Source organism: Moraxella sp. FZFQ2102, assembly GCF_024137865.1.
Taxonomy (GTDB): domain Bacteria; phylum Pseudomonadota; class Gammaproteobacteria; order Pseudomonadales; family Moraxellaceae; genus Moraxella.
In genome coordinates this window covers 197,841-217,894 of sequence record NZ_CP099960.1, presented here as the reverse complement: position 1 = coordinate 217,894, position 20,054 = coordinate 197,841, and the positions used below count along the sequence as shown (strand labels likewise).

At 43.9% G+C, this 20,054-nt stretch carries 20 protein-coding genes; 8 read left to right on the top strand and 12 right to left on the bottom strand.

From position 1 onward, the window contains the following. Window positions 1-104 precede the first annotated feature (104 nt). Window positions 105-2,756 (bottom strand): alanine--tRNA ligase, encoded by a 2,652-nt coding sequence (gene alaS / locus NGM44_RS01050; RefSeq protein WP_253223847.1) that lies wholly within the window; start codon window positions 2,754-2,756, stop codon window positions 105-107. A gap of 276 nt (window positions 2,757-3,032) precedes the next feature. Here alaS and NGM44_RS01045 point away from each other — a divergent pair, with 276 nt between their 5' ends. Then, window positions 3,033-3,233: a hypothetical protein gene (locus NGM44_RS01045; RefSeq protein ID WP_253223846.1), complete on the top strand. Its 201-nt coding sequence runs from the start codon at window positions 3,033-3,035 to the stop codon at window positions 3,231-3,233. A gap of 209 nt (window positions 3,234-3,442) precedes the next feature. Here NGM44_RS01045 and purB read toward each other — a convergent pair whose 3' ends face one another. Next, window positions 3,443-4,831 carry an adenylosuccinate lyase gene (purB, locus tag NGM44_RS01040; RefSeq protein ID WP_253223845.1) on the bottom strand — a complete coding sequence of 463 codons (1,389 nt, stop codon included), beginning with the start codon at window positions 4,829-4,831 and terminating at the stop codon, window positions 3,443-3,445. 186 nt (window positions 4,832-5,017) lie between these two features. Here purB and NGM44_RS01035 point away from each other — a divergent pair, with 186 nt between their 5' ends. Next, on the top strand, window positions 5,018-5,461 hold the full coding sequence (locus tag NGM44_RS01035) for a hypothetical protein (protein ID WP_253223844.1): 444 nt from the start codon (window positions 5,018-5,020) through the stop codon (window positions 5,459-5,461). A gap of 60 nt (window positions 5,462-5,521) precedes the next feature. On the opposite strand, the gene mnmA is transcribed toward NGM44_RS01035, so the two are convergent. Beyond that, the gene (gene mnmA / locus NGM44_RS01030; protein WP_253224587.1) at window positions 5,522-6,589 is read right to left on the bottom strand and encodes a tRNA 2-thiouridine(34) synthase MnmA; all 1,068 of its coding nucleotides are present in this window, start codon (window positions 6,587-6,589) and stop codon (window positions 5,522-5,524) included. A 177-nt stretch (window positions 6,590-6,766) separates the two neighbouring features. Here mnmA and ispF point away from each other — a divergent pair, with 177 nt between their 5' ends. The 5 genes from ispF to NGM44_RS01005 all read left to right on the top strand — a co-directional run bounded on the left by ispF (window position 6,767) and on the right by NGM44_RS01005 (window position 9,356). Further along, window positions 6,767-7,243 (top strand): 2-C-methyl-D-erythritol 2,4-cyclodiphosphate synthase, encoded by a 477-nt coding sequence (ispF, locus tag NGM44_RS01025; RefSeq protein ID WP_253223843.1) that lies wholly within the window; start codon window positions 6,767-6,769, stop codon window positions 7,241-7,243. Window positions 7,244-7,322: 79 nt separating this feature from the next. Next, window positions 7,323-7,904 (top strand): YbjP/YqhG family protein, encoded by a 582-nt coding sequence (locus NGM44_RS01020; protein ID WP_253223842.1) that lies wholly within the window; start codon window positions 7,323-7,325, stop codon window positions 7,902-7,904. Window positions 7,905-7,919: 15 nt separating this feature from the next. Beyond that, window positions 7,920-8,255, top strand: coding sequence for a Grx4 family monothiol glutaredoxin (grxD, locus tag NGM44_RS01015; protein ID WP_253223841.1), 336 nt, complete (start codon window positions 7,920-7,922; stop codon window positions 8,253-8,255). 58 nt (window positions 8,256-8,313) lie between these two features. Further along, entirely contained in the window at window positions 8,314-8,949 is a 636-nt protein-coding gene (locus tag NGM44_RS01010) for a PIN domain-containing protein (RefSeq protein ID WP_253223840.1), read from the top strand. 77 nt (window positions 8,950-9,026) lie between these two features. Then, window positions 9,027-9,356, top strand: a complete 330-nt coding sequence (locus NGM44_RS01005; protein WP_253223839.1) for a hypothetical protein — start codon at window positions 9,027-9,029, stop codon at window positions 9,354-9,356. An 84-nt stretch (window positions 9,357-9,440) separates the two neighbouring features. Here NGM44_RS01005 and NGM44_RS01000 read toward each other — a convergent pair whose 3' ends face one another. The 8 genes from NGM44_RS01000 to ycaC all read right to left on the bottom strand — a co-directional run bounded on the left by NGM44_RS01000 (window position 9,441) and on the right by ycaC (window position 16,628). After that, window positions 9,441-9,752 (bottom strand): hypothetical protein, encoded by a 312-nt coding sequence (locus NGM44_RS01000; protein WP_253223838.1) that lies wholly within the window; start codon window positions 9,750-9,752, stop codon window positions 9,441-9,443. Next, window positions 9,752-12,109 carry a YgiQ family radical SAM protein gene (locus NGM44_RS00995; RefSeq protein WP_253223837.1) on the bottom strand — a complete coding sequence of 786 codons (2,358 nt, stop codon included), beginning with the start codon at window positions 12,107-12,109 and terminating at the stop codon, window positions 9,752-9,754. Before NGM44_RS00995 ends, NGM44_RS01000 begins: the two co-directional genes overlap by 1 nt. A 174-nt stretch (window positions 12,110-12,283) precedes the next feature. Continuing rightward, complete coding sequence (locus NGM44_RS00990; protein WP_253223836.1) at window positions 12,284-13,153, bottom strand: pirin family protein; 870 nt, start codon at window positions 13,151-13,153, stop codon at window positions 12,284-12,286. A 215-nt stretch (window positions 13,154-13,368) separates the two neighbouring features. After that, window positions 13,369-14,280 carry a pirin family protein gene (locus tag NGM44_RS00985; RefSeq protein ID WP_253223835.1) on the bottom strand — a complete coding sequence of 304 codons (912 nt, stop codon included), beginning with the start codon at window positions 14,278-14,280 and terminating at the stop codon, window positions 13,369-13,371. A gap of 114 nt (window positions 14,281-14,394) precedes the next feature. Then, on the bottom strand, window positions 14,395-14,688 hold the full coding sequence (locus NGM44_RS00980; RefSeq protein WP_253223834.1) for a GNAT family N-acetyltransferase: 294 nt from the start codon (window positions 14,686-14,688) through the stop codon (window positions 14,395-14,397). A gap of 13 nt (window positions 14,689-14,701) precedes the next feature. After that, a complete protein-coding gene (locus tag NGM44_RS00975) occupies window positions 14,702-15,316 on the bottom strand; it encodes a glutathione S-transferase family protein (RefSeq protein WP_253223833.1) in 615 nt (204 codons plus the stop codon). 43 nt (window positions 15,317-15,359) lie between these two features. Further along, window positions 15,360-15,896, bottom strand: a complete 537-nt coding sequence (locus tag NGM44_RS00970; protein WP_253223832.1) for an NADPH-dependent FMN reductase — start codon at window positions 15,894-15,896, stop codon at window positions 15,360-15,362. Between the two features lie 108 nt (window positions 15,897-16,004). Beyond that, a complete protein-coding gene (gene ycaC, locus NGM44_RS00965) occupies window positions 16,005-16,628 on the bottom strand; it encodes an isochorismate family cysteine hydrolase YcaC (protein ID WP_253223831.1) in 624 nt (207 codons plus the stop codon). A gap of 207 nt (window positions 16,629-16,835) precedes the next feature. Between ycaC and NGM44_RS00960 the strand changes: the two genes are divergently transcribed. Continuing rightward, on the top strand, window positions 16,836-17,744 hold the full coding sequence (locus tag NGM44_RS00960; RefSeq protein ID WP_253223830.1) for a LysR family transcriptional regulator: 909 nt from the start codon (window positions 16,836-16,838) through the stop codon (window positions 17,742-17,744). A gap of 93 nt (window positions 17,745-17,837) precedes the next feature. On the opposite strand, the gene NGM44_RS00955 is transcribed toward NGM44_RS00960, so the two are convergent. Further along, window positions 17,838-19,889 carry a hypothetical protein gene (locus NGM44_RS00955; RefSeq protein WP_253223829.1) on the bottom strand — a complete coding sequence of 684 codons (2,052 nt, stop codon included), beginning with the start codon at window positions 19,887-19,889 and terminating at the stop codon, window positions 17,838-17,840. Between the last annotated feature and the right edge of the window lie 165 nt (window positions 19,890-20,054).

Here is a 20,054-nt window from a genome sequence, read left to right as displayed (position 1 = left end):
CATGGAAAAAAGCCAAATCCATCAAGCAAAGCTGTCGCGCGTCCGTGCCAGTCGGATATTGTGCCACAAAAACGCCGCCGTGCTTGTATGGTTTTGGGATAAGCTTATGCCAAATCGGCAGTAAGCTTGGTTTGTAATGCTTCTAACACCGTAGCCAATTTGTCAGACTTTGGTGCACCGCCTTGGGCGTAGTCAGGTTTGCCGCCGCCTTTACCACCAAGCTCACTGGCTAGGTGACGAATGATGTCGCCTGCTTTGACTTTGTCTTGAGCACCTTTGGCGACGCTGGCAGTGATGGCTAGGTCATCGGTTTCGCCGACAATCACGATGATGCCATTGGTCAGACGAGATTTTAGCGTGTCGGTCAAGCCGCGAATGCTCTTACCGTCAATACCAGCGACTTTGGCGACCAGTACTTTATAATCGCCGATGCTCACCGCTTGATCGATTAGGCTTACTGCTTGTAGGCTTGCCAGTTTTTGGTTCAGCTGTTCTAGCTGCTTTTCTAGCTCGCGTTGCTTCTCGCTTTGGCTTGTGATGCGTGGCAAGATTTCATTGCGTTTGGCTTTTAGGTTGTTTGCCAAGGTTGCCAAAGTGCGTTCACCCGCTTGGATATAGCGTAGTGCACCCATGCCTGTCAAGGCTTCGATACGGCGTACACCGGCTGCGATACCGCTTTCAGAGGTGATCTTGAACATACCGATGTCGCCTGTGCGTAGTACATGGATACCGCCACACAGCTCGATAGAAAATGGTGTTTTGTCTGCTTTTTCGCCCATGGTTAGGACGCGGACTGTTTCACCGTATTTTTCGCCAAACAGCGCCATCGCACCTTTTTTCATCGCACTGTCGATGTCCATATGTTCGATACTGACGGTGGTGTTCTTTTGGATTTGTTCATTGACCAAGCGTTCTACTTGAGCCAGCTCTTCTGCTGAGATACTGCCATCATAAGAGAAGTCAAAGCGTAGCACTTCGCTTGAGACCAATGAGCCTTTTTGGGCGACGCCATCACCAAGCACGCTGCGTAGAGCAGCGTGTAGTAGATGAGTTGCTGAATGGTTCTTGGCGGATGCAGCACGCACATCATCGATGACTTGGGCTGCGGCAGCTTGTTTGCTGGTGATTTGACCCATTTTTACGGTGCCATGATGAATGATGGCTTGACCTGATTTTTTGGTATCTTCGACGGCAAATACCCCTGACTCGGTGCTGATTTCACCAGTTTCGCCGACCTGACCACCACCTTCTGCATAAAATGGGGTTGCAGTCAGGACGATGACACCGGTATCGCCTTCGGCAAGCGTATCCACTTCTTTACCATCTTGGTATAGGCCAACGATGGTGGTATCAGCAGCCAAGCTGTCATAACCCAAAAACTGTGTCGGGGTATCAACCTTAATGGCGGCAGAATAATCTACATCAAATTTACCAGCATCACGAGCGCGTTCACGCTGTGCTTGCATATGCGTCTCAAAGCCTGCTTCATCGATGCCAATTTCACGCTCACGAGCGATGTCTGCAGTCAAATCGACAGGGAAGCCGTAGGTGTCATATAGCTTGAACACAGTTTCACCATCCAGCGTATCGCCGTTATTAAGCTTTTCAAGCTCGCCTGAGAGTAGGCGTAGGCCTTGAGCAAGGGTTTTGGCGAATTGCTCTTCTTCTTTTTGGATAACAGCTTGAATTTCGGCCAGTTTTTCATTCAGCTGTGGGTAGGCAGCACCCATCTCGGTCGCTAGTGCTGGCACCATCTGATAGAAGAATGCACCTTCTGCACCAAGTTTGTTGCCATGACGCACGGCACGGCGGATGATGCGGCGTAGCACATAGCCACGGCCTTCATTACTTGGACGGACGCCATCAGCGATCAAGAATGAGACTGCACGGATGTGGTCAGCAATGACTTTAAGTGATGGCTGATCTTGGTTTTCGATACCAAGTAGCTTGGCAGCGGCATTCATCAGATTGGCAAATAGATCGACTTCATAGTTGCCATGAACGCCTTGCATGATGGCACTGATACGCTCAAGACCCATGCCAGTATCCACCGATGGCTTTGGCAATGGTTCCATCGTGCCGTCTTTTTGGCGGTTGAACTGCATAAAGACGCAGTTCCATACTTCGATATAGCGATCGCCATCTTCTTCAGGTGTGCCAGGCAGACCACCTTCGATATGGTCGCCATGGTCATAAAAAATCTCAGTACAAGGACCACAAGGACCAGTATCGCCCATCATCCAGAAGTTATCTGACTGGAATGCACCACCTTTATTGTCGCCGATGCGGATGATGCGCTCTGGTGCAAGACCGATGTCATTGTGCCAAATGTCAAAGGCTTCATCATCAGTCTGATAAATCGTGACATACAGGCGATCTTTTGGCAGAGCGAGCCAGTCTTCTGAAGTTAAAAACTCCCATGCAAAAGCGATGGCATTTGCCTTGAAATAATCACCGAATGAAAAGTTGCCAAGCATCTCAAAGAATGTGTGATGGCGTGCGGTGTAGCCGACATTATCTAGGTCGTTGTGCTTACCGCCAGCGCGTACGCATTTTTGGGAAGTCACGGCACGCACATAGTCGCGTTTTTCAAGACCTAAGAAAGTGTCTTTGAACTGGTTCATCCCTGCGTTGGTAAATAGCAAGGTTGGATCATTGTGCGGAATTAGGCTTGATGATGGGACATGGGTGTGCTGCTTGCTGACGAAAAAATCGATAAAGGCTTGACGCACTTGATTTAATTGCATTGTTTTCATAAATATCCTTTGCCAATCGTGGCGAATGTCAAACATAAAATCTGGTGGTCGCTGTTTAAATAAGCTGAGCGAATTACTCAACAAATATCCGACCAAAAACGCTTAATTTTAGCATAAAAGTTGGTAAATATCAGAGCTTTCATGCAAATTTTGAGAAATTTTTGTAAAAATTATCATACCCACAAATTTTTTATGGAAATTTTTATAAAAAGGCTTAACATTTGTGCAAAAAAGGTGTATAAATATAGCAAGGCTCAACACAATTGGAGTATTAAGATGAATTTACCATTATTAAGTATGTTATTTTCAATGGCGTTTACAGTGATTGTAGGTGTACTGATGATTGTGGCTTTTGTGACGGGTTTTGATAAAATGCCGCATATCGTTGGTGCTGTGGTCATCGGCGGTCTGATCAGCTTGCCTGTGGCGGTGGTTTTGACCAAGAAAATCAGCAACCTAACCAGTAGCAAAAGCTGATTGATTTAACTAACATCAAAAAACACGACAATAAGCCATATTGATTAGTAAATGTGGCTTGTGGTCGTGTTTCTTTGCTTAATAGTGCCAAATGCCTTAAAAGTGTCAAATAAGAGCAAATCTGAGCATTTGGCATAAAAATATAAAAAATAGCGACCTGACTAAACCAGATCGCTATTTTGTTTTATAAAACCGAATTTGACGGCTGATTATTTCAAATAATCCTTCAATGCACGGGCTTGTGTTTCGGCATTACCTGTATAAGTGGCAGGCGTCATCATGGCTAGGCGTTCGCGATCAGCTGCCGGTACGGTTGCCAATTCATCACCATTGACGAAATTCACCATCATCTCACGAGTCATCGCCTGACCACGAGTTAGGGCTTTTAGCTTTTCGTAAGGTTTTTCGACATTATAACGACGCATCACGGTTTGGATCGGCTCAGCCAGTACTTCTTGAGCATTATCCAAATCTTCAAGCAAGCGGTCAGCATTGAGTTCAAGTTTGCCGATACCTTTTAGACAGGCATCAAATGCAATCAAGCTTTGGGCAAAACCAACACCCATATTGCGAAGTACTGTCGAGTCAGTCAAATCACGCTGCCAGCGGCTGATAGGTAATTTTTCGCCCAAGTGCGCAAGTACAGCGTTGGCGATGCCTAGGTTACCTTCTGAATTTTCAAAATCAATCGGATTGACTTTGTGCGGCATAGTTGATGAACCTACTTCACCTTCTTTTAGTTTTTGTTTGAAATAACCCAGTGAAATATAACCCCATACATCACGGTTAAAGTCAATCAAGATGGTGTTAAAACGACGCAGGGCATCAAACATCTCTGCCATGTAGTCGTGCGGTTCAATCTGTGTGGTATATGGGTTAAAGGTCAAACCTAGGCTTTCTACAAACGCTTGTGAGTGTTTTGGCCAGTCAATGTTTGGATAAGCAGATAGATGAGCATTGTAGTTACCGACAGCACCGTTAATTTTACCTAACAATTCCACTGCTTTGAACTGCTGAATTTGGCGATGTAGGCGATAAGCGACATTCGCCATCTCTTTGCCTAGCGTGGTTGGGCTTGCGGTTTGACCGTGGGTGCGTGATAGCATCGGTTGGGCGGCGTGCTTATCTGCCAAAGCGGCGATTTCATCGACGATTTTTTGCATGCTTGCCACAAGCACATCACGGCCTGATTTGAGCATCAATGCATGAGATAGGTTGTTGATATCTTCTGAGGTGCAGGCAAAATGGATAAACTCACCTGCATTGGCAAGCTCTGCGATGTCGGCAATTTGTTCTTTTAAGAAATATTCCACTGCTTTGACATCGTGGTTGGTGGTGCGTTCGATTTCTTTGATGCGTTCGGCATCAGTTTCTGAAAAGTTTGCCACAATCGCATCAAGGCGAGCGTTGGTCTCGGCCGAAAATGGGGCGATTTCACTGATTTGTGGGTGATTGGCTAGGGCTTGTAGCCAACGAACTTCCACAGTGACACGAGCGTGAATCAGACCAAATTCAGACAGATAAGGGCGAAGTGCATCGACTTTTGATGCATAGCGGCCATCAAGTGGTGATAGGGCGGTCAGGGTAGATAGAGTCATGAATAATCCTTAAAATCATCAAGAAAAAGGGCTTGGCGTATTATAACAAAAGTTTACACAGTTTTGGGGATTTGTGGTCAAAAAGTGCTTGTGTTGCACAAATTTTATGAATGGTGAACGAGTTTGACTTAGTTGTTAGGGTTTGATAAGGTGAATGTATGATGAATAAAATCAAGGAGATGCGTTATGAAACTTGAGTATCATTTGACAGTTGGGGAGTTGAACCGATATTTTGCCCGTAAATTTGATTGGCTAGTGATGCTGATTATCGCTTATGCAGTTGTCTTTGGTGTACAGTCCATCAATCAAGGTTCGGGTTTTCCTTGGGTGGGGGTGATGGTATTAATTGCGTCCATTGTATTGGTCTATGTACTGATTATTGGTGCGTTGTCGTTTTGGTGCAAGCCTGCAGTGATTGAAATCACTGATACTGGCATTCAAGAGACGATGAGCGGCAAGACGAGACAATGGGCGTGGCATAAGGTGGGTGATTTTGCACTCGATGAGCGGTATTTGACCATTAAGCTTGGTGCATCTATTGCCATCATACCGATTGAGCAAGTTGGTGTGGTAGCGGCGATGGATTTTTATGAACGCATTTATCAGCAAAAACGCTTGAAGTTTCAGTGAATTGATATGATACAAAGCAAAAAGACGGCTAATAACCGTCTTTTTATTGATGATAACCCATTAGCCAATATTGACATTGCAGCCATCAATCACGCCGCCACCAAGACAGACATCGCCATCATAAAATACCACCGATTGCCCAAGCGTAACAGCGCGCTGTGGCTCATCAAACACTACACGCACTTTATCACCATCGCGATACAAGGTGCAAGCTTGGTCAGGCTGACGATAGCGAGTTTTGGCGACAAGTTTCGCCCCATCGGCAGGCGGTGCAACTACCCAATCGAGCTTATAAGCGGTCAGCTCAGTAGACATCAGATAGGGATGCTCATGCCCTTGACCGACGATGAGACGATTATTATTAAGGTCTTTGTGTAAGACAAACCAAGGTTCTTCGGGGCGACCTGATACGCCACCAATACCGATACCGCCACGCTGACCGATGGTGTAGTACATCAGACCATCGTGTTTGCCGATGCACACACCATCATCGGTATAGATGTCGCCTTGTTTGGCAGGTAGATAAGTTTGTAAAAAGTCTTTGAATTTACGCTCACCAATAAAGCAGATGCCCGTACTGTCTTTTTTCTTGGCAGTGGCAAGCTCGTATTTCTCGGCGATGGCACGCACGGCAGGTTTTTCAAGCTCACCCACTGGAAACAGCGTTTTGGCGATTTTGTCGCCACCAACAGCGTGTAAAAAATAGCTTTGGTCTTTGTTGCCATCTAGTCCACGAAGTAGCTTCGCCTTACCATCTGCCGCAAAGCTGCGACGGGTATAATGCCCTGTGGCGATAAAATCCGCACCCAAAGTCAAAGCATAATCCAAAAAGGCTTTGAATTTTACTTCTTTATTGCACAAAATATCAGGATTTGGCGTGCGACCTGCACTGTATTCTGCCAAAAAATGCTCAAACACTCTGTCCCAATATTCCATCGCAAAATTGGCGGTGTGTAGCTTGATGCCGATTTTGTCAGCGACGGCTTGTGCGTCTGCCAAGTCTTCTAAAGCGGTGCAGTACTCGGTGCCGTCGTCTTCTTCCCAGTTTTTCATAAATAAGCCTTCCACGGCAAAGCCTGCTTCTTTGAGCAGTACCGCAGAAACGGAAGAATCAACACCGCCAGACATACCGACGATGACTTTGATGTCTTTGGATTCTTTGCCAAGTGATTTGGCGACATCAGTTAGGGTGAATGGTGTGGTCATAGTTGTTCTTAATTGATAAAAATGAATGATTTATTATAGCAAATTTAGCCAGTTATTTTGTGTTATAATTGAATAATTCAAGATTTTTAAGGAATTATCATGCTAAGAATTGGTCAGGGCTTGGATGTACACGCATTTACCGATGGCGATTTTGTGACGCTTGGCGGCATCCAAATTCCCCATACGCATGGCATCAAGGCACATTCAGACGGTGATGTGCTGCTTCATGCTTTGTGCGATGCACTCTTGGGTGCGTTGGCACTTGGTGATATTGGTATGCATTTTCCTGATACTGATGACGCCTATAAAGGGGCGGATAGCAAGGTTTTGCTTGCTCATGTGTATGACTTGGTCAAATCAAAGGGCTACGAGCTCATTAATGCTGATATGACGGTGATTTGTGAAGCACCTAAACTATCACCGCACAATCTTGCCATGCGTGACTGTATCGCAGGCGTGCTTGGCGTCAATCTAGACCGTATCAGCATCAAAGCCACCACCAACGAAAAAATGGGCTATTTGGGGCGAAAAGAAGGGATTTTTGCCAGTAGTGTGGTGCTACTTCAAAAAGTATAATATTTATTAAATTATTTGAAGTTTATAGCAATGTATGCTATAAATCATCTTGTATCTTATAATTGTTTTGGAGTCTATTATGAAGCTTAAAGTAATGATGCCAGTATTGCTTGGCTCGGTTATGATTGCATCTACTGCAAATGCTAGCTTTTGGGACAAACTTAATGGCGTGTTAGATGGTGCTGGTAAAGTGCTAGGTACTGTGGGTGCTGTTACTGGCGGTAATAGTAATTCAGGTGTAGTGCGTTCTGCGCCAATGGCTCAAATTACAGATGAACAAAAGCAAATTATCCAAAATAGCATTCAAGCCAATACTGATGATAAATTTTCAAATGACTATATTTTGGAAGCAAAAGATAATGTAGCTCATTTTTTGGAAGTAATGTCTTGTCAGTATGATGGTGATAAACCTGCATTAGGTCGTATTATGGCATCAGGTGCAAATGTTAATTACACTACCATTATCCCAAGAACCAAATATCACCCAGTGGATCAGTGTATGACCGTTTCTTCAGTTGGCGGTTGGTATGCACCTGTTCGAGACAAGATTGTATTTAAAGTCACTTTTGTTTCAGATGTTTCAGGTGAATCGCTGCACAGAACGGTGAGTATGCAGAAAGAAAACGGCAAATGGCTTGTTGAAAACATTCTTAATATCTAATAATTGGAGAAAACCATGACAGACATCAATCCACAAATCAAAGAATTGATCGAAAACCAAATCAAAGACCATGCCGTGCTACTGTACATGAAAGGCACACCACAGTTCCCACAATGTGGTTTTTCTGCTCGTGCGGTAGAAGTATTGACCCAAATCGGTCGTCCATTTGCGTTCGTCAATATCCTAGAAAATCCTGATATTCGTAGCACCTTGCCACTGATTGCCAACTGGCCAACTTTCCCACAACTGTGGGTCAATGGTGAGCTGATTGGCGGTAGTGACATCATGCTACAAATGTACCAATCAGGCGAGCTTAAGCCATTGATCGAAGAGCATACTCAGCCAGCCTAAGACTCCGATAGCTACTTGAATCAAGTAGCTATTTTTTTTAATCATTTATGCGTGATTTATGAAATATTTATTGATTGATTTTGAAAATATCCAACCAAAAAATTTGGATCAACTGCCATATGATCAAGTGCAGGTGTGGTTATTCGTGGGTGCCAAACAGCAAAACTTACCCACCACGCTGACCAATTCTTTATTAAAATTCAAATATAAACCCCAAATTATCCATCTGCAGAAATCGGGCAAAAATGTACTCGATTTTTATTTGAGCTATTATTCGGGGCAAATCATCGCCAAAGATCCACAGGCTGATCTGATCATCTTGTCGAATGATAAGGGGTATGATGTGTTATTTGAACACATTGAAGAACAGCGGCAAGCTCACAGCATCAGACGCACTAATGACATTCATCTTGTGCAAGCAATGACCAAATCATCATCCAAGAATCATGCTGAAGATCAGCAAGTTCAGCTAAGTCTGCAAATCTTTGCTGACTTTGATGATAAGTCAGTTCGTAAACTATTAGATTTACTAAATAAAAATAATAATCATAGACCCAAAAAATTAAAATCCCTGCATAATGCAATTATCAATATTTTGCAATGTGATAAAGAAACTGCCAAAAAAATCATCAAAGCGCTCAAAAAACAAGGGTGGATTCAACTGATTGACAATAAAGTAATTTATAAGCGGTGATATTGCTTGATGGGCTTAGCTTGCAAATCCTACTTTTGTCCATATTAAGTGCGGTAAGATGACAATAAGGATAACCCATGAACCCAATCAAACAAATCTCCGAACAAATTCTAACGCTGTGTGAGTCGCCAAATACCGCATTACAAGCCATCCATCTCATCATACAGCATGGTGGTGCAGGCGAGCTGGCATGGCAAGTGGTGTATAACCGTGTGATGGCGGATCGTGATGTCGATGGGGCGTATTATTTGGCGAATTTTGCCATGCAGGTGCAGGATTTGCCATTTGATGGCTTACCGCTTATTGAGCTTGTACTCAAAGCGGGTGATGAACATATGAAATTGGCATTGCTTGACAAACTGCCTGATGATGCCAAAGCCAATCTACAGACGATGGGTATTATCTAAAAAAACCGCTGTTTGACACAACAGCGGTTAAGTATCACGGATTAGATGGCATTAAAAATAGTATGAGAGTTGATGATGAATGACTCAGTCAAACAGCGGCAGACCTTCTATAAACAGCCGATGATGTTCAGCTGATATTGCCAATAATGCGACCAAAAAGGCAATCAGTAGCACCACAAAGCCGATATATTTTAGTTTGGTGTGATAAAGTAGGGCTAATTTGCCACTCACCACACCAAAACCAAAAAACAGCCCCAAAAAGATGGCATGACCCAAAACACCAACTTGATACTTGATGAGTGAATACGCCACCAAAACAGCAGCCGCCCACCAAGCAATCAGACCAAGCCATGCCAGTAGGCGATACACCTGCCCAAAACGCCCATATGCTGTCATTATTTGCCTTTACGAGCCTTGTGCTCGCCTGTCTTGCGTGGTGGCAGTCCAGTATGCTGGGTCAGCACTCGCCCTTTGGGTGGCTGACGGTGTTGCGATTTGCCTTGATTTTGGCCTTTTGCACCTTTTGTAGCGGCGTTGCCTGTCCGCTTGATGCTATCACCATTGGCACTGGAGTTCTTTTTACGAGCTGATTGATAACTGCCCGTGCCAGCAGGTTGATAAGTAGGAATCAGATGCTGTTTACTATTGCCAATTAAATCTGATCGCCCCATTTCTTTTAAGGCGGCTCGTAACAATTCCCAATTATTTGGGTCATGGTAACGCAAAAAGGCTTTATGTAAACGGCGACGTTTCTCACCTTTGACAATATCCACATCTTCACTGGTGCGAGAGACTTTTGCCAGCGGATTTTTGGCAGAATAATACATGGTCGTTGCGGTCGCCATTGGACTTGGATAAAAGGTTTGCACTTGGTCAGCACGGAAACCATTTTTCTTTAGCCAAATTGCCAAATTCATCATATCATAATCACTAGTTCCGGGGTGGGCAGCGATAAAATATGGAATTAAATATTGCTCTTTACCTGCCTCGCGGCTAAAACGGTCAAACATCTGTTTAAAGCGGTCATAAGTACCAATGCCGGGTTTCATCATTTTAGACAAAGGGGCTTGTTCGGTGTGCTCTGGAGCAATTTTCAGATATCCGCCTACATGATGCGTAACCAATTCTTTAACATATTCAGGATTTAACACTGCCAAATCATAACGCAATCCTGAACCAATCAAAATCTTTTTAATACCTTTGATGGCACGAGCTTTACGATAAAGTTGGGTCAGTGGAGCATGGTCGGTATGCAGATTTTGACACACACCTGGGTAAACACACGATGGTTTACGGCAATTTTTTTCAATTTCAGGGTCTTTGCAATGCAAGCGATACATATTCGCTGTTGGCCCCCCAAGGTCAGAAATAATACCTGTAAAATTTGGTGCGGTATCACGGATTTTTTCCACTTCTCTTAAAATGGATTCTTCCGAACGATTTTGGATAATTCGCCCTTCATGTTCGGTAATGGAACAGAAGGTACAGCCCCCAAAACAACCCCGCATAATATTGACCGAAAACTTAATCATATCAAAGGCAGGGAAACGAGCATTACCATAGCTTGGGTGTGGCAAGCGAGCATAAGGCAAATCAAAAATATAATCCATCTCTTCGGTGGTGAGTGGAATTGCTGGTGGATTTAGCCAAACATCTCTATCGCCATGACGTTGCACCAATGCACGAGCATTCCCGGGGTTGGTTTCTAGGTGCAAAATACGATTGGCATGGGCATACATCACACGGTCATTTGCCACTTGTTCAAAACTTGGCATACGAATGACTGCCAGTTCTCGTGGTGGTAATTTGTGTTTAATGGCTTTTGAGGGTTGCAGACTGACAATTTGCGTATCACTTGGCAAATCATCACCTGCTTTTACGATTGGATTTTCGACCACATCTTTGTTAAAGTTTTGATATTGTTCTGTTTTATTTTGCTCAATTTCACAATCGGCAACATCTTCCATCATCACATAAGGATTGATAATTGGGTCAACTCGCCCAATCGTATCTACATCATTACTGGCAATTTCAATAAAATCTTTTTTAAGATGGCGATTAGATTTATTTAAAATAAATGCTGTACCACGCACATCGACAATCGTTTTGATAGTTTCACCACGAGCCAAGCGGTGCATGATTTCAATAATTGCACGCTCACCATTACCATAAACCAAAATATCAGGTTTTGCGTCCATTAAAATAGAACGACGCACTTTATCTGACCAATAATCATAATGGGCAATACGGCGTAAACTGCCTTCAATTCCACCTAAAATAATCGGCACATCGCCAAAGGCTTCACGGCAACGCTGACAATATACCGTCGCCGCACGGTCAGGGCGTTTATTCGGCACATTATCAGGGGAATAGGCATCATCAGAACGGATTTTGCGGTCAGCTGTATAGCGGTTAATCATGGAATCCATATTGCCTGCGGTTACGCCAAACGCAATATTAGGTTTGCCTAGCACTTTAAAGGCATCAGCAGATGTCCAATCGGGCTGGGCAATAATGCCAACACGAAAACCTTGTGCTTCAAGCGTGCGTCCAATTACCCCTGAACAAAACGATGGGTGGTCAATATAGGCATCACCACACACCAAAATAAAATCGCAACTATCCCAACCAAGCATATCCATCTCTTCACGAGACATGGGTAAAAATGGTGCAGGTTCAAAACAACTTGCCCAATATTTATCATAATCTAAAATATTTTTGGCAGTTTGGCGGTGTTTATAAGCGGTGGACATGGATAGCGTTACCAAATAAAAAGCAATAATGAAAACTTCTCATTTTAGCATGAATTTTATTCAAATTGGGGGAATGTTGTGGGCTTTTGGTAAATTGATTTGAAAATGAAGCCATAAAAAATCACGCCAAATGTGTATATCTGGCGTGATTTTCATTAGGATAATTTGGGTGGCTTATTGTACGATTTGCCCAAATTTGCCATTTTGTACATCGTGCATGGCTTGGATGATTTCTTCGCGAGAATTCATCACAAACGGACCGTAGCCAACGATTGGCTCGTTGATCGGTTCGCCTGATAGCACCAGCACTTTGGCGGCGTTATTGGCTTCTAGCGTCACGCGATCACCACCTTTGGCAAAGGTCACAAGCTCGGCAGGGTGCGCGATGTTGTCGCCGTTGATTTGCACCGTGCCATCTTGCACCAGTAGCAGTAGATTATGGCTTTCTGGAATGGTGAATTCATACTTGCCACCTGCATTTAGGCGTACATCCCATAGGTTGATCGGAGTGAAAGTGCTTGCTGCGCCTTTGGTGTCACTTAAATCACCTGCAATCAGACGCGCCACCCCTTGACCATCCAAATCAACAACAGGAATGTCATCATTGGTGATGGCCTGGTATTTTGGCGGCGTCATTTTATCTTTGGCAGGTAGGTTCACCCACAGCTGCACCATCTCAAAATCACCACCAGTTTCTGAGAATTTCTCTGAATGAAATTCTTCGTGCATCAGTCCGCTGCCCGCGGTCATCCACTGTACATCGCCTGTACCGATGATGCCACCGCCGCCTGCTGAGTCTTTGTGCGCCACTTCACCCTGATAAGCGATGGTGACAGTCTCAAAGCCACGGTGTGGATGCTCGCCCACGCCGCGATGATGGCTGCTGTGATTGGGTGCAAAATGCTGCGGTGATGCATAGTCCATCAATAAGAATGGATCAAGATTTTTGTGCGTTTCTTGATAATTGAACATACCGTGAACATGAAAGCCATCACCGACCCAATGTTTTTGTGGTGCTGGATAGATTTTTAGAACTTGTTTCATTGCAAAACCCTTAGATGATTAATATGATGGTGTTATTATGGGGTTGCTAAGATAAGAATAAAACAGGGATAATTACAACTATAAGTTCCATATTTGCAACTTAATCGGCTATTTTTGGTAATGATAATGCAATAAAAGTTGCGCTGCAAAAATCCTATCATAAAAATAGCGCAATAAAAAATGCGATAAACTCAGTTATCGCATTGTAGATTCACTTAAGATTGTAGCGTATCAGGTACTTCAGGCGCAACCAATCTACGAAGCTGCGTACCATCTAGGTTAATCGTGCCGAATCGCTCATGACCTGCATTCCAATCACTCACCGCGCGCTTAAGATCGTCGATGTTATCTGCGACGAAATTCCACCAAATGATGGTCGGGTGCGGCAATGGCTCACCGCCCAATAGCATCACATGAGTGCCTGCTGCTGCCCACAGTTCAAGCTCGCCTTGGGCATTTTGGCAGTCAGATAGTACAGCCAGTTCGTCTTGACCATAGCTTTGTCCATTGATGCGGATTTCACCTTTGATGACCAAAAAGCCGTATTCAAAGCCATCCACTTCATCAATGGCAAACGCACCATCTTGCAAAAACTGCATATCCACACCCAGTAGCGGACTGTACTGTGTGGTTGGCGCTGTATGTCCGTGATAGCTGCCTGTTGTTAAGATATAATTCACACCATCACGGCTCCAAGTCGGTAGCTGTGGATAATGCTCAAAGCTTGGCTTAATGTCCTGATCCATTGGCAGGGCGATCCATAGCTGTACGGCGTGTAGGTCTTTGATGCCATCAGGGGTTTGTTCGGTGTGGCTGATGCCTGTGTGGTTGCCTGTGCCTGCGGTCATTAGGTTGACTTGCTTTGGGCGAATCAGCTGACGATTGCCAAGGCTGTCTTGGTGCCATACTTCGCCCTGAAGCATCCAAGTGAAGGTCTGAAGATTGACGTGTGGATGCAGACCGACTTGTAAGCCATCTGAATCATCGGCAAATTTTAGCTCATCTGAACCAGCGTGGTCCAAAAAGCACCATGCACCGATGGTTTTGCGACGGGCTTGTGGTAGCAGGCGAGCCACAGGAATGCCACCGACATCTTTGGTCGTGGCGGTATATTTATCAACGCTCATAAAAAATTCCTAAAAATTGTACTTAAAAAAATAACCATCATCTACTTCGCATTATCCACCAAACTGCCAGAGCATCCAAAACCAAAACCACAGCTTGGTCAACGATACAGGCTATTATTGATAATCGACCGTATTTGCCTGATATTCTGGATGTTTTTCAATAAATGCACGCACCATTGGACAAACAGGTTTCACCTTTAAGCCTTTGGTGGCAGCATCATCTAAAATGGTTTTGATTAAAAATTTAGCAATGCCACGACCGCCTAATTCTTTAGGTACTTCGGTATGGGTGTAGGCAATTCCGCCATCAAACAACTCATAATCTTCAAAGGCAATAAAGCCATCCACATGAATTTCAAAACGGCTTAATACTTTATTATCAATGACGGTATAGCTTGTATCTGTCATGATTTATCCCTTTTTAGGCGTGAATGCCTTCTTCTGCCATGGCTGTTTTTAAGCCAGTATTGTCGCTGATACGCTCATAAAACGCCACTAAGTTTTCCAATGAACTGTAGTCAATTTTTAGGCCACGACACCAACGAAGTAGCACAAATAAATAGACATCAGCCACTGAAATATCATCAGCTAAATAATCTTGTGCCCCAAGGCAAGTATTGGCTTGAGCCAGCATACGCAAAATTTCACTATGTGCATGATTTTGCATATCGGCTTTAAACCCTTCATCTTGTACATAATCAGGTAAATGGAATAATGGTGAGAAGGCTTTATGCACATCACCATTTAAAAAAGTTAGCCAACGCATTGCTGTTGCACGACCTTGTGCCGTACGACTACCAAATAGTTTGGCTTCTGGGAATTTTTCATCTAAATAGCTTAAAATCGCCACGTTTTGCGATAAGACAAACTCACCATCTACAAGTAGCGGCACCGCCCCTTGTGGATTTAAGGCTAAATAGTCAGGTGTTTTGGTATCGGCAAGTTTCATGGCTTGAGCTTCAAAGGCTGTACCTGTCCATACCAGTGCGGTATGCGGTACAAGTGAACACGCCCCAGCCATATAATAAAGTTTCATAAAATATCCTTGTATTGGTAAAAAATTAATTGATGAATAAAACTTATTGCACCCACTCGGCAAACGCCGTGGCAAATTTAATTAAAAATTGACTGGTACGCTCATTGGCGACTTGCCCTTGTTCATCCAAGGCGGTATGAGCTTGGCTTAAATACACTTCAGGCGAGCGAAAAACATCCGCACCGACTGCTTGTAGGCTTTGACGCAAATGCAAACCTGAATTAATCCCGCCATACGAACCTGGGGAAGCTGTCACAACTGCAACTTTTTTATTTGCCCATAGATTTTGACCGTTTGGACGAGATGCGATATCCAAAACATTTTTCATAGCGGCAGGGATACTGCGGTTATGTTCGGGCGAAACAATCAAAACGGCTGTGGCTGATTGAATTTGCTTGCGGACACGCTCATAGCTTGCAATGTCATCTTGGTCCAAATCTTGGGTATAAAGCGGTAAATCAGCAATGACAACTTCTTCCACTGTCAAATTGCTTGGCAAATGATTAACAATATGATTGGCGATTTTGCGATTTAGGGAATTTTGGCTAAGACTGCCGATAATCAAGGCGATGTTGGACATTGTAAAATCCTGTTGGAATAAATCCAACTATTATAAAAGAAAAGATGACAAACATAGTCACCTTTTAAGCCATCTTTTCTATTTATTTACAAAATTGATACGAATTACTTATTTTTGGGTAAGTGTTGTATAACTGTTAATCAAATTGCGATAGTCAGGGATGTGATTTGAGAACAATGCTCCCAAACCTTCAATGTCATTACGCCAATCACGGTGTAATTCACACGCAGCACCGAACCAAGTCATTAATTGAACACCTGCTTGGCTCATACGATCCCACGCAGCATCACGGGTCATTTGGTTAAATGTACCTGACGCATCAGTAATCACAAACACATCATAGCCTGCTTCAATCGCTGACAATGCAGGGAATGCCACACAAACTTCAGTCACTACACCTGCGATAATTAATTGTTTTTTGCCAGTGGCTTTAACGGCTGCCAAAAATTCTTCATTATCCCACGCATTGATTTGCCCTGGGCGAGCAATATATGGTGCATCTGGGAAGATTTCTTTAAGCTCTGGTACAAGTGGACCGTTTGGACCTTCTTCAAATGAAGTGGTCAAAATCGTTGGCAAGCCAAAATATTTTGCCAAATCTGCCGTTGCTAATACATTGTTTTTAAATTTGTCTGGGTCAATATCACGCACCAGTGATAAAAGACCTGTTTGATGGTCAACCAATAACATGGCTGCATTATTTTTGTCTAAACGAACATAAGGTTTTGACATGGTAAGTTTCCTTAAAATTTAATGGTTAAAAAGTCTTATAATAACTTTGGTGTTTCAGAGTAATCTCCATGAATGTGTATTATACAAGTTGCAAAAAATAGAATAAGATGTAAAATAACAATCTAAAGTTGCAAATATGAAACAAATTTATCCTGCAAATCAATGATAAAGCTTTAAGATAAAGTATGGGATTGAGTGAGTGAAACGATGCCAAAACCTATCCAGAAAATTGACCTAAATGATATGCGACTGTTTGTCTCTGTGGTGCAGGCGGGCAGTCTGACCAAGGCATCCGAGCTGCTCGATGTGCCAAAATCGCACCTAAGTCGCCATCTGACCGAGCTTGAAACCAGTCTTGGCACGACGCTGATGGATCGCGGCAGGCGTGGCGTGGTGCTCAACGAGCTTGGCACACGCTTTTATCATCGTGCCCAAGAAATGCTTAAAGCCGCACAGCTTGCCATCGATGATGTGCAGGATAATTTGCAATCGCCCAGTGGTTTGATCCGCTTGTCTGTATCGACTGAAGTGTGTCGCGGTTTTTTGATGCATCATTTGGCGGAATTTTTGCGCTTGTATCCTGATATTCAGCTTGAAGTACAAGTTGATAATCGCAAGGTAAATATGATCCAAGATGGCATCGATATTTCGCTGCGTGTCGGCTCGGTGGATAATGACAATGTCATCGCGCGTAAGCTGTTCAACATTGAATTTGGGTTGTTCGCCAGTGCCGACTACATCGCACGCATGGGTATGCCGAGTACGCCCAATGAGCTGTATGGTCATCAGCTGATCCATAAATACGATGGTGTGCCGTGGCTGTTTCACCATAAGGACAGTAGCATTTTGATCGATGCTAAGAATCGCTTTATTTGCAACGATAATAATTTGGCAGGCAATATGGTCGGCGATGGTGTCGGTATCGGAATGCTGCCGCTGTTTGATAATGCATGGCAAGCTGACTGGCTGCGCGTACTACCCGAATGGCAGATTGATGGCGTGCCTTTGTACATCATTTATTATAAAAATCGCGGTGCGGTGCCTGCGGTGCGTGCCTTGGTGGAGTTTATTTTACAAAAAGCGGATTTGGTCAAATCACCCAAGCGAGCCGACTGATATTGTAAACCGTCATTGAATATTCTGATTGAATTACCAATAAAAAAACAGCCTTGTCACTTAGTGCAAGGCTGTTTTTTCTATGCGCGCGTATTAGCTGTCTTTTTTGGCAGCAGGTTTACGCGTGGTGGTTTTGGCTGCAGGCTTGGCAGCGGCTTTGGTAGCAGGTTTTTTCGCTGCTGGTTTTTTTGCCGCAGGCTTGGCATCTGTAGCCTTGGCTGTGGTTGCTTTTTTTGCTGCAGGTTTTCTGGCGGCTGTTTTTTTCGCTGCAGGCTTTTCATCACCCAATAGACCTTTTTCAGCGACTTTGGCAAGCAATACTTCGCCCATCGGTTTTGGATTGCCAGTAAATAGCGTTGCAAGACCGTTATTTTCGATGATATGACGACGCAGTGCCAGACGCTCTTCGTGGTTCTCGGCTAGACGGATGGCGCGTTCGATATATTCATCAGCGGTGTTTGCTACTAGCCAATCAGGCAGACCTAGGCGACCAAATAGACCTTCGTCGATATGCTCATGCACTTCAGGACCGGTCTTGCAGACACCGACCAAGCCAAGCGTAATCATGTCGATGATGCCATTGGTATTACCAAATGGGAATGGGTTGACCATCATATCGCATTGGTGCAAGATGCGTAGATATTGATCATAAGGTGTATGCTGATGTGCGGTCGCACTATCGCCTAGATATGATTTGATAAAGCGTTCTACATATGGATGTGTAATGCCTGATGACTGACCTAGGGCAAAGTGGAAGTGTACTTTGACTTTAGCACGATCACGGATGATCTGTAGTGCTTTTAGGAAATATGGGTTTAGCTTCATTGTGGTTGAGGCGATACCGATATTCACCACTTCAGGATTTTCGCGTAGGCGATACTCAACTGAGGTCGGTGCCAGCGCTGATGGTACATATGGTAGTGCATCTTTTGGCAGGCGCAGTAGCGTCTCGCTGAAACAGTCTTCTGAGCCGACATAGTCATCTTCGACGATGACATAGTCAATGAATGGCGAATGTGTGGTGCCTGGATGGCCTAGAGCGACACTTTGGATTGGTGCAATTTGGGTGTTGCTTAGGAAAATCGTGGTCAAATCCATGCCGATGCTTGGCATATAGAGTACAGCTGGCTCAAGCTTGTCGGCATACTCTTTGACGGCATTTAGCTTATCAAAGATGCTGTTTTGGTCAAGTAGGTGGAACTCATCAAAGACATCGCGACCAGCTTGATCCACAGCTTCGCCACCAAAGCCAACAAGGTGGAATAGCTCACGAGCAGCGATCATCGATGTAGAATGTGTGCGATAGATGGAGTGTGCTGAATGGAAATGCTCAAGCACGACGAACATCACAGGCTTGCCATTGGTACGACCGATCTTAGAGACATCGCGATCCGCCCAGCCACTAGACAGCAAGTGCTTACGAATCACAGCGTTCAAAGACTCTTTGACACGGTGCTTATCAGCATCGACATCATAGCTGCAATGCATATAGACATCGTGGCTGATGGCTGATGGTAGGGTATTTAGATTTTCAAAGGTTTTTAGTTTTTCTGGGAACCATTTTAGGATGGCGGCACGCTTATTGAATGCAGCATCCGTACCGATAAAGCGTGGTGATTGTAGGGCAAAGCATAGCGATGCACACAGTGATGGGTTAAGATTCCACAGAACATCAAGGTTTAGCGGAATATTAGATTCCATGGTATATAGAATACAAAAACGCTTAATAGCTTCTAGATTATTTGATAGATGAATCTCAAGCGGACGCTCTGGGTTTGGATTTGGGTTAGCGTCATAAGTTTTTAGGATGTGGTCAGCATTGATGTATGGTGAGCTTGCAAAAATCAGACCCAACCAACGATGCAAAGTCATAAAACGGTTAAAGCCACCATCAGTGATGCTAAAGTTGTTTTTGGCATCAAACAGCTCAGTCACAGCTGATGCAACACGAGCTGCAAAATGCACCACACGCTCTTTTTCTGAGAAATTTAGCTGTTGTGGGTAGTCGCATTCGATTTGGTGAATGCCGCCAAACTGATTATCAAGACTGCCTAAGATGGCAAGTAGTTCATTACAAGATGCTTCAAAGTCTTTTTTTGCAACCGCTTGCTCTAAGCGGATGACGCTGGCAGAAGTTTGTGACATATTCAACACTCAAATAAAAAAGATCAACATGATCGGTTAAAATTTAGCCATATTATAAACCAAACTCAATGATAAAACAGGCATTTCTACACAAAGAAACCATTTACTCACAAAAACGCTACAGATCTATAGGCAGGGATTTTTATGCTGAAAATTTTGGATATT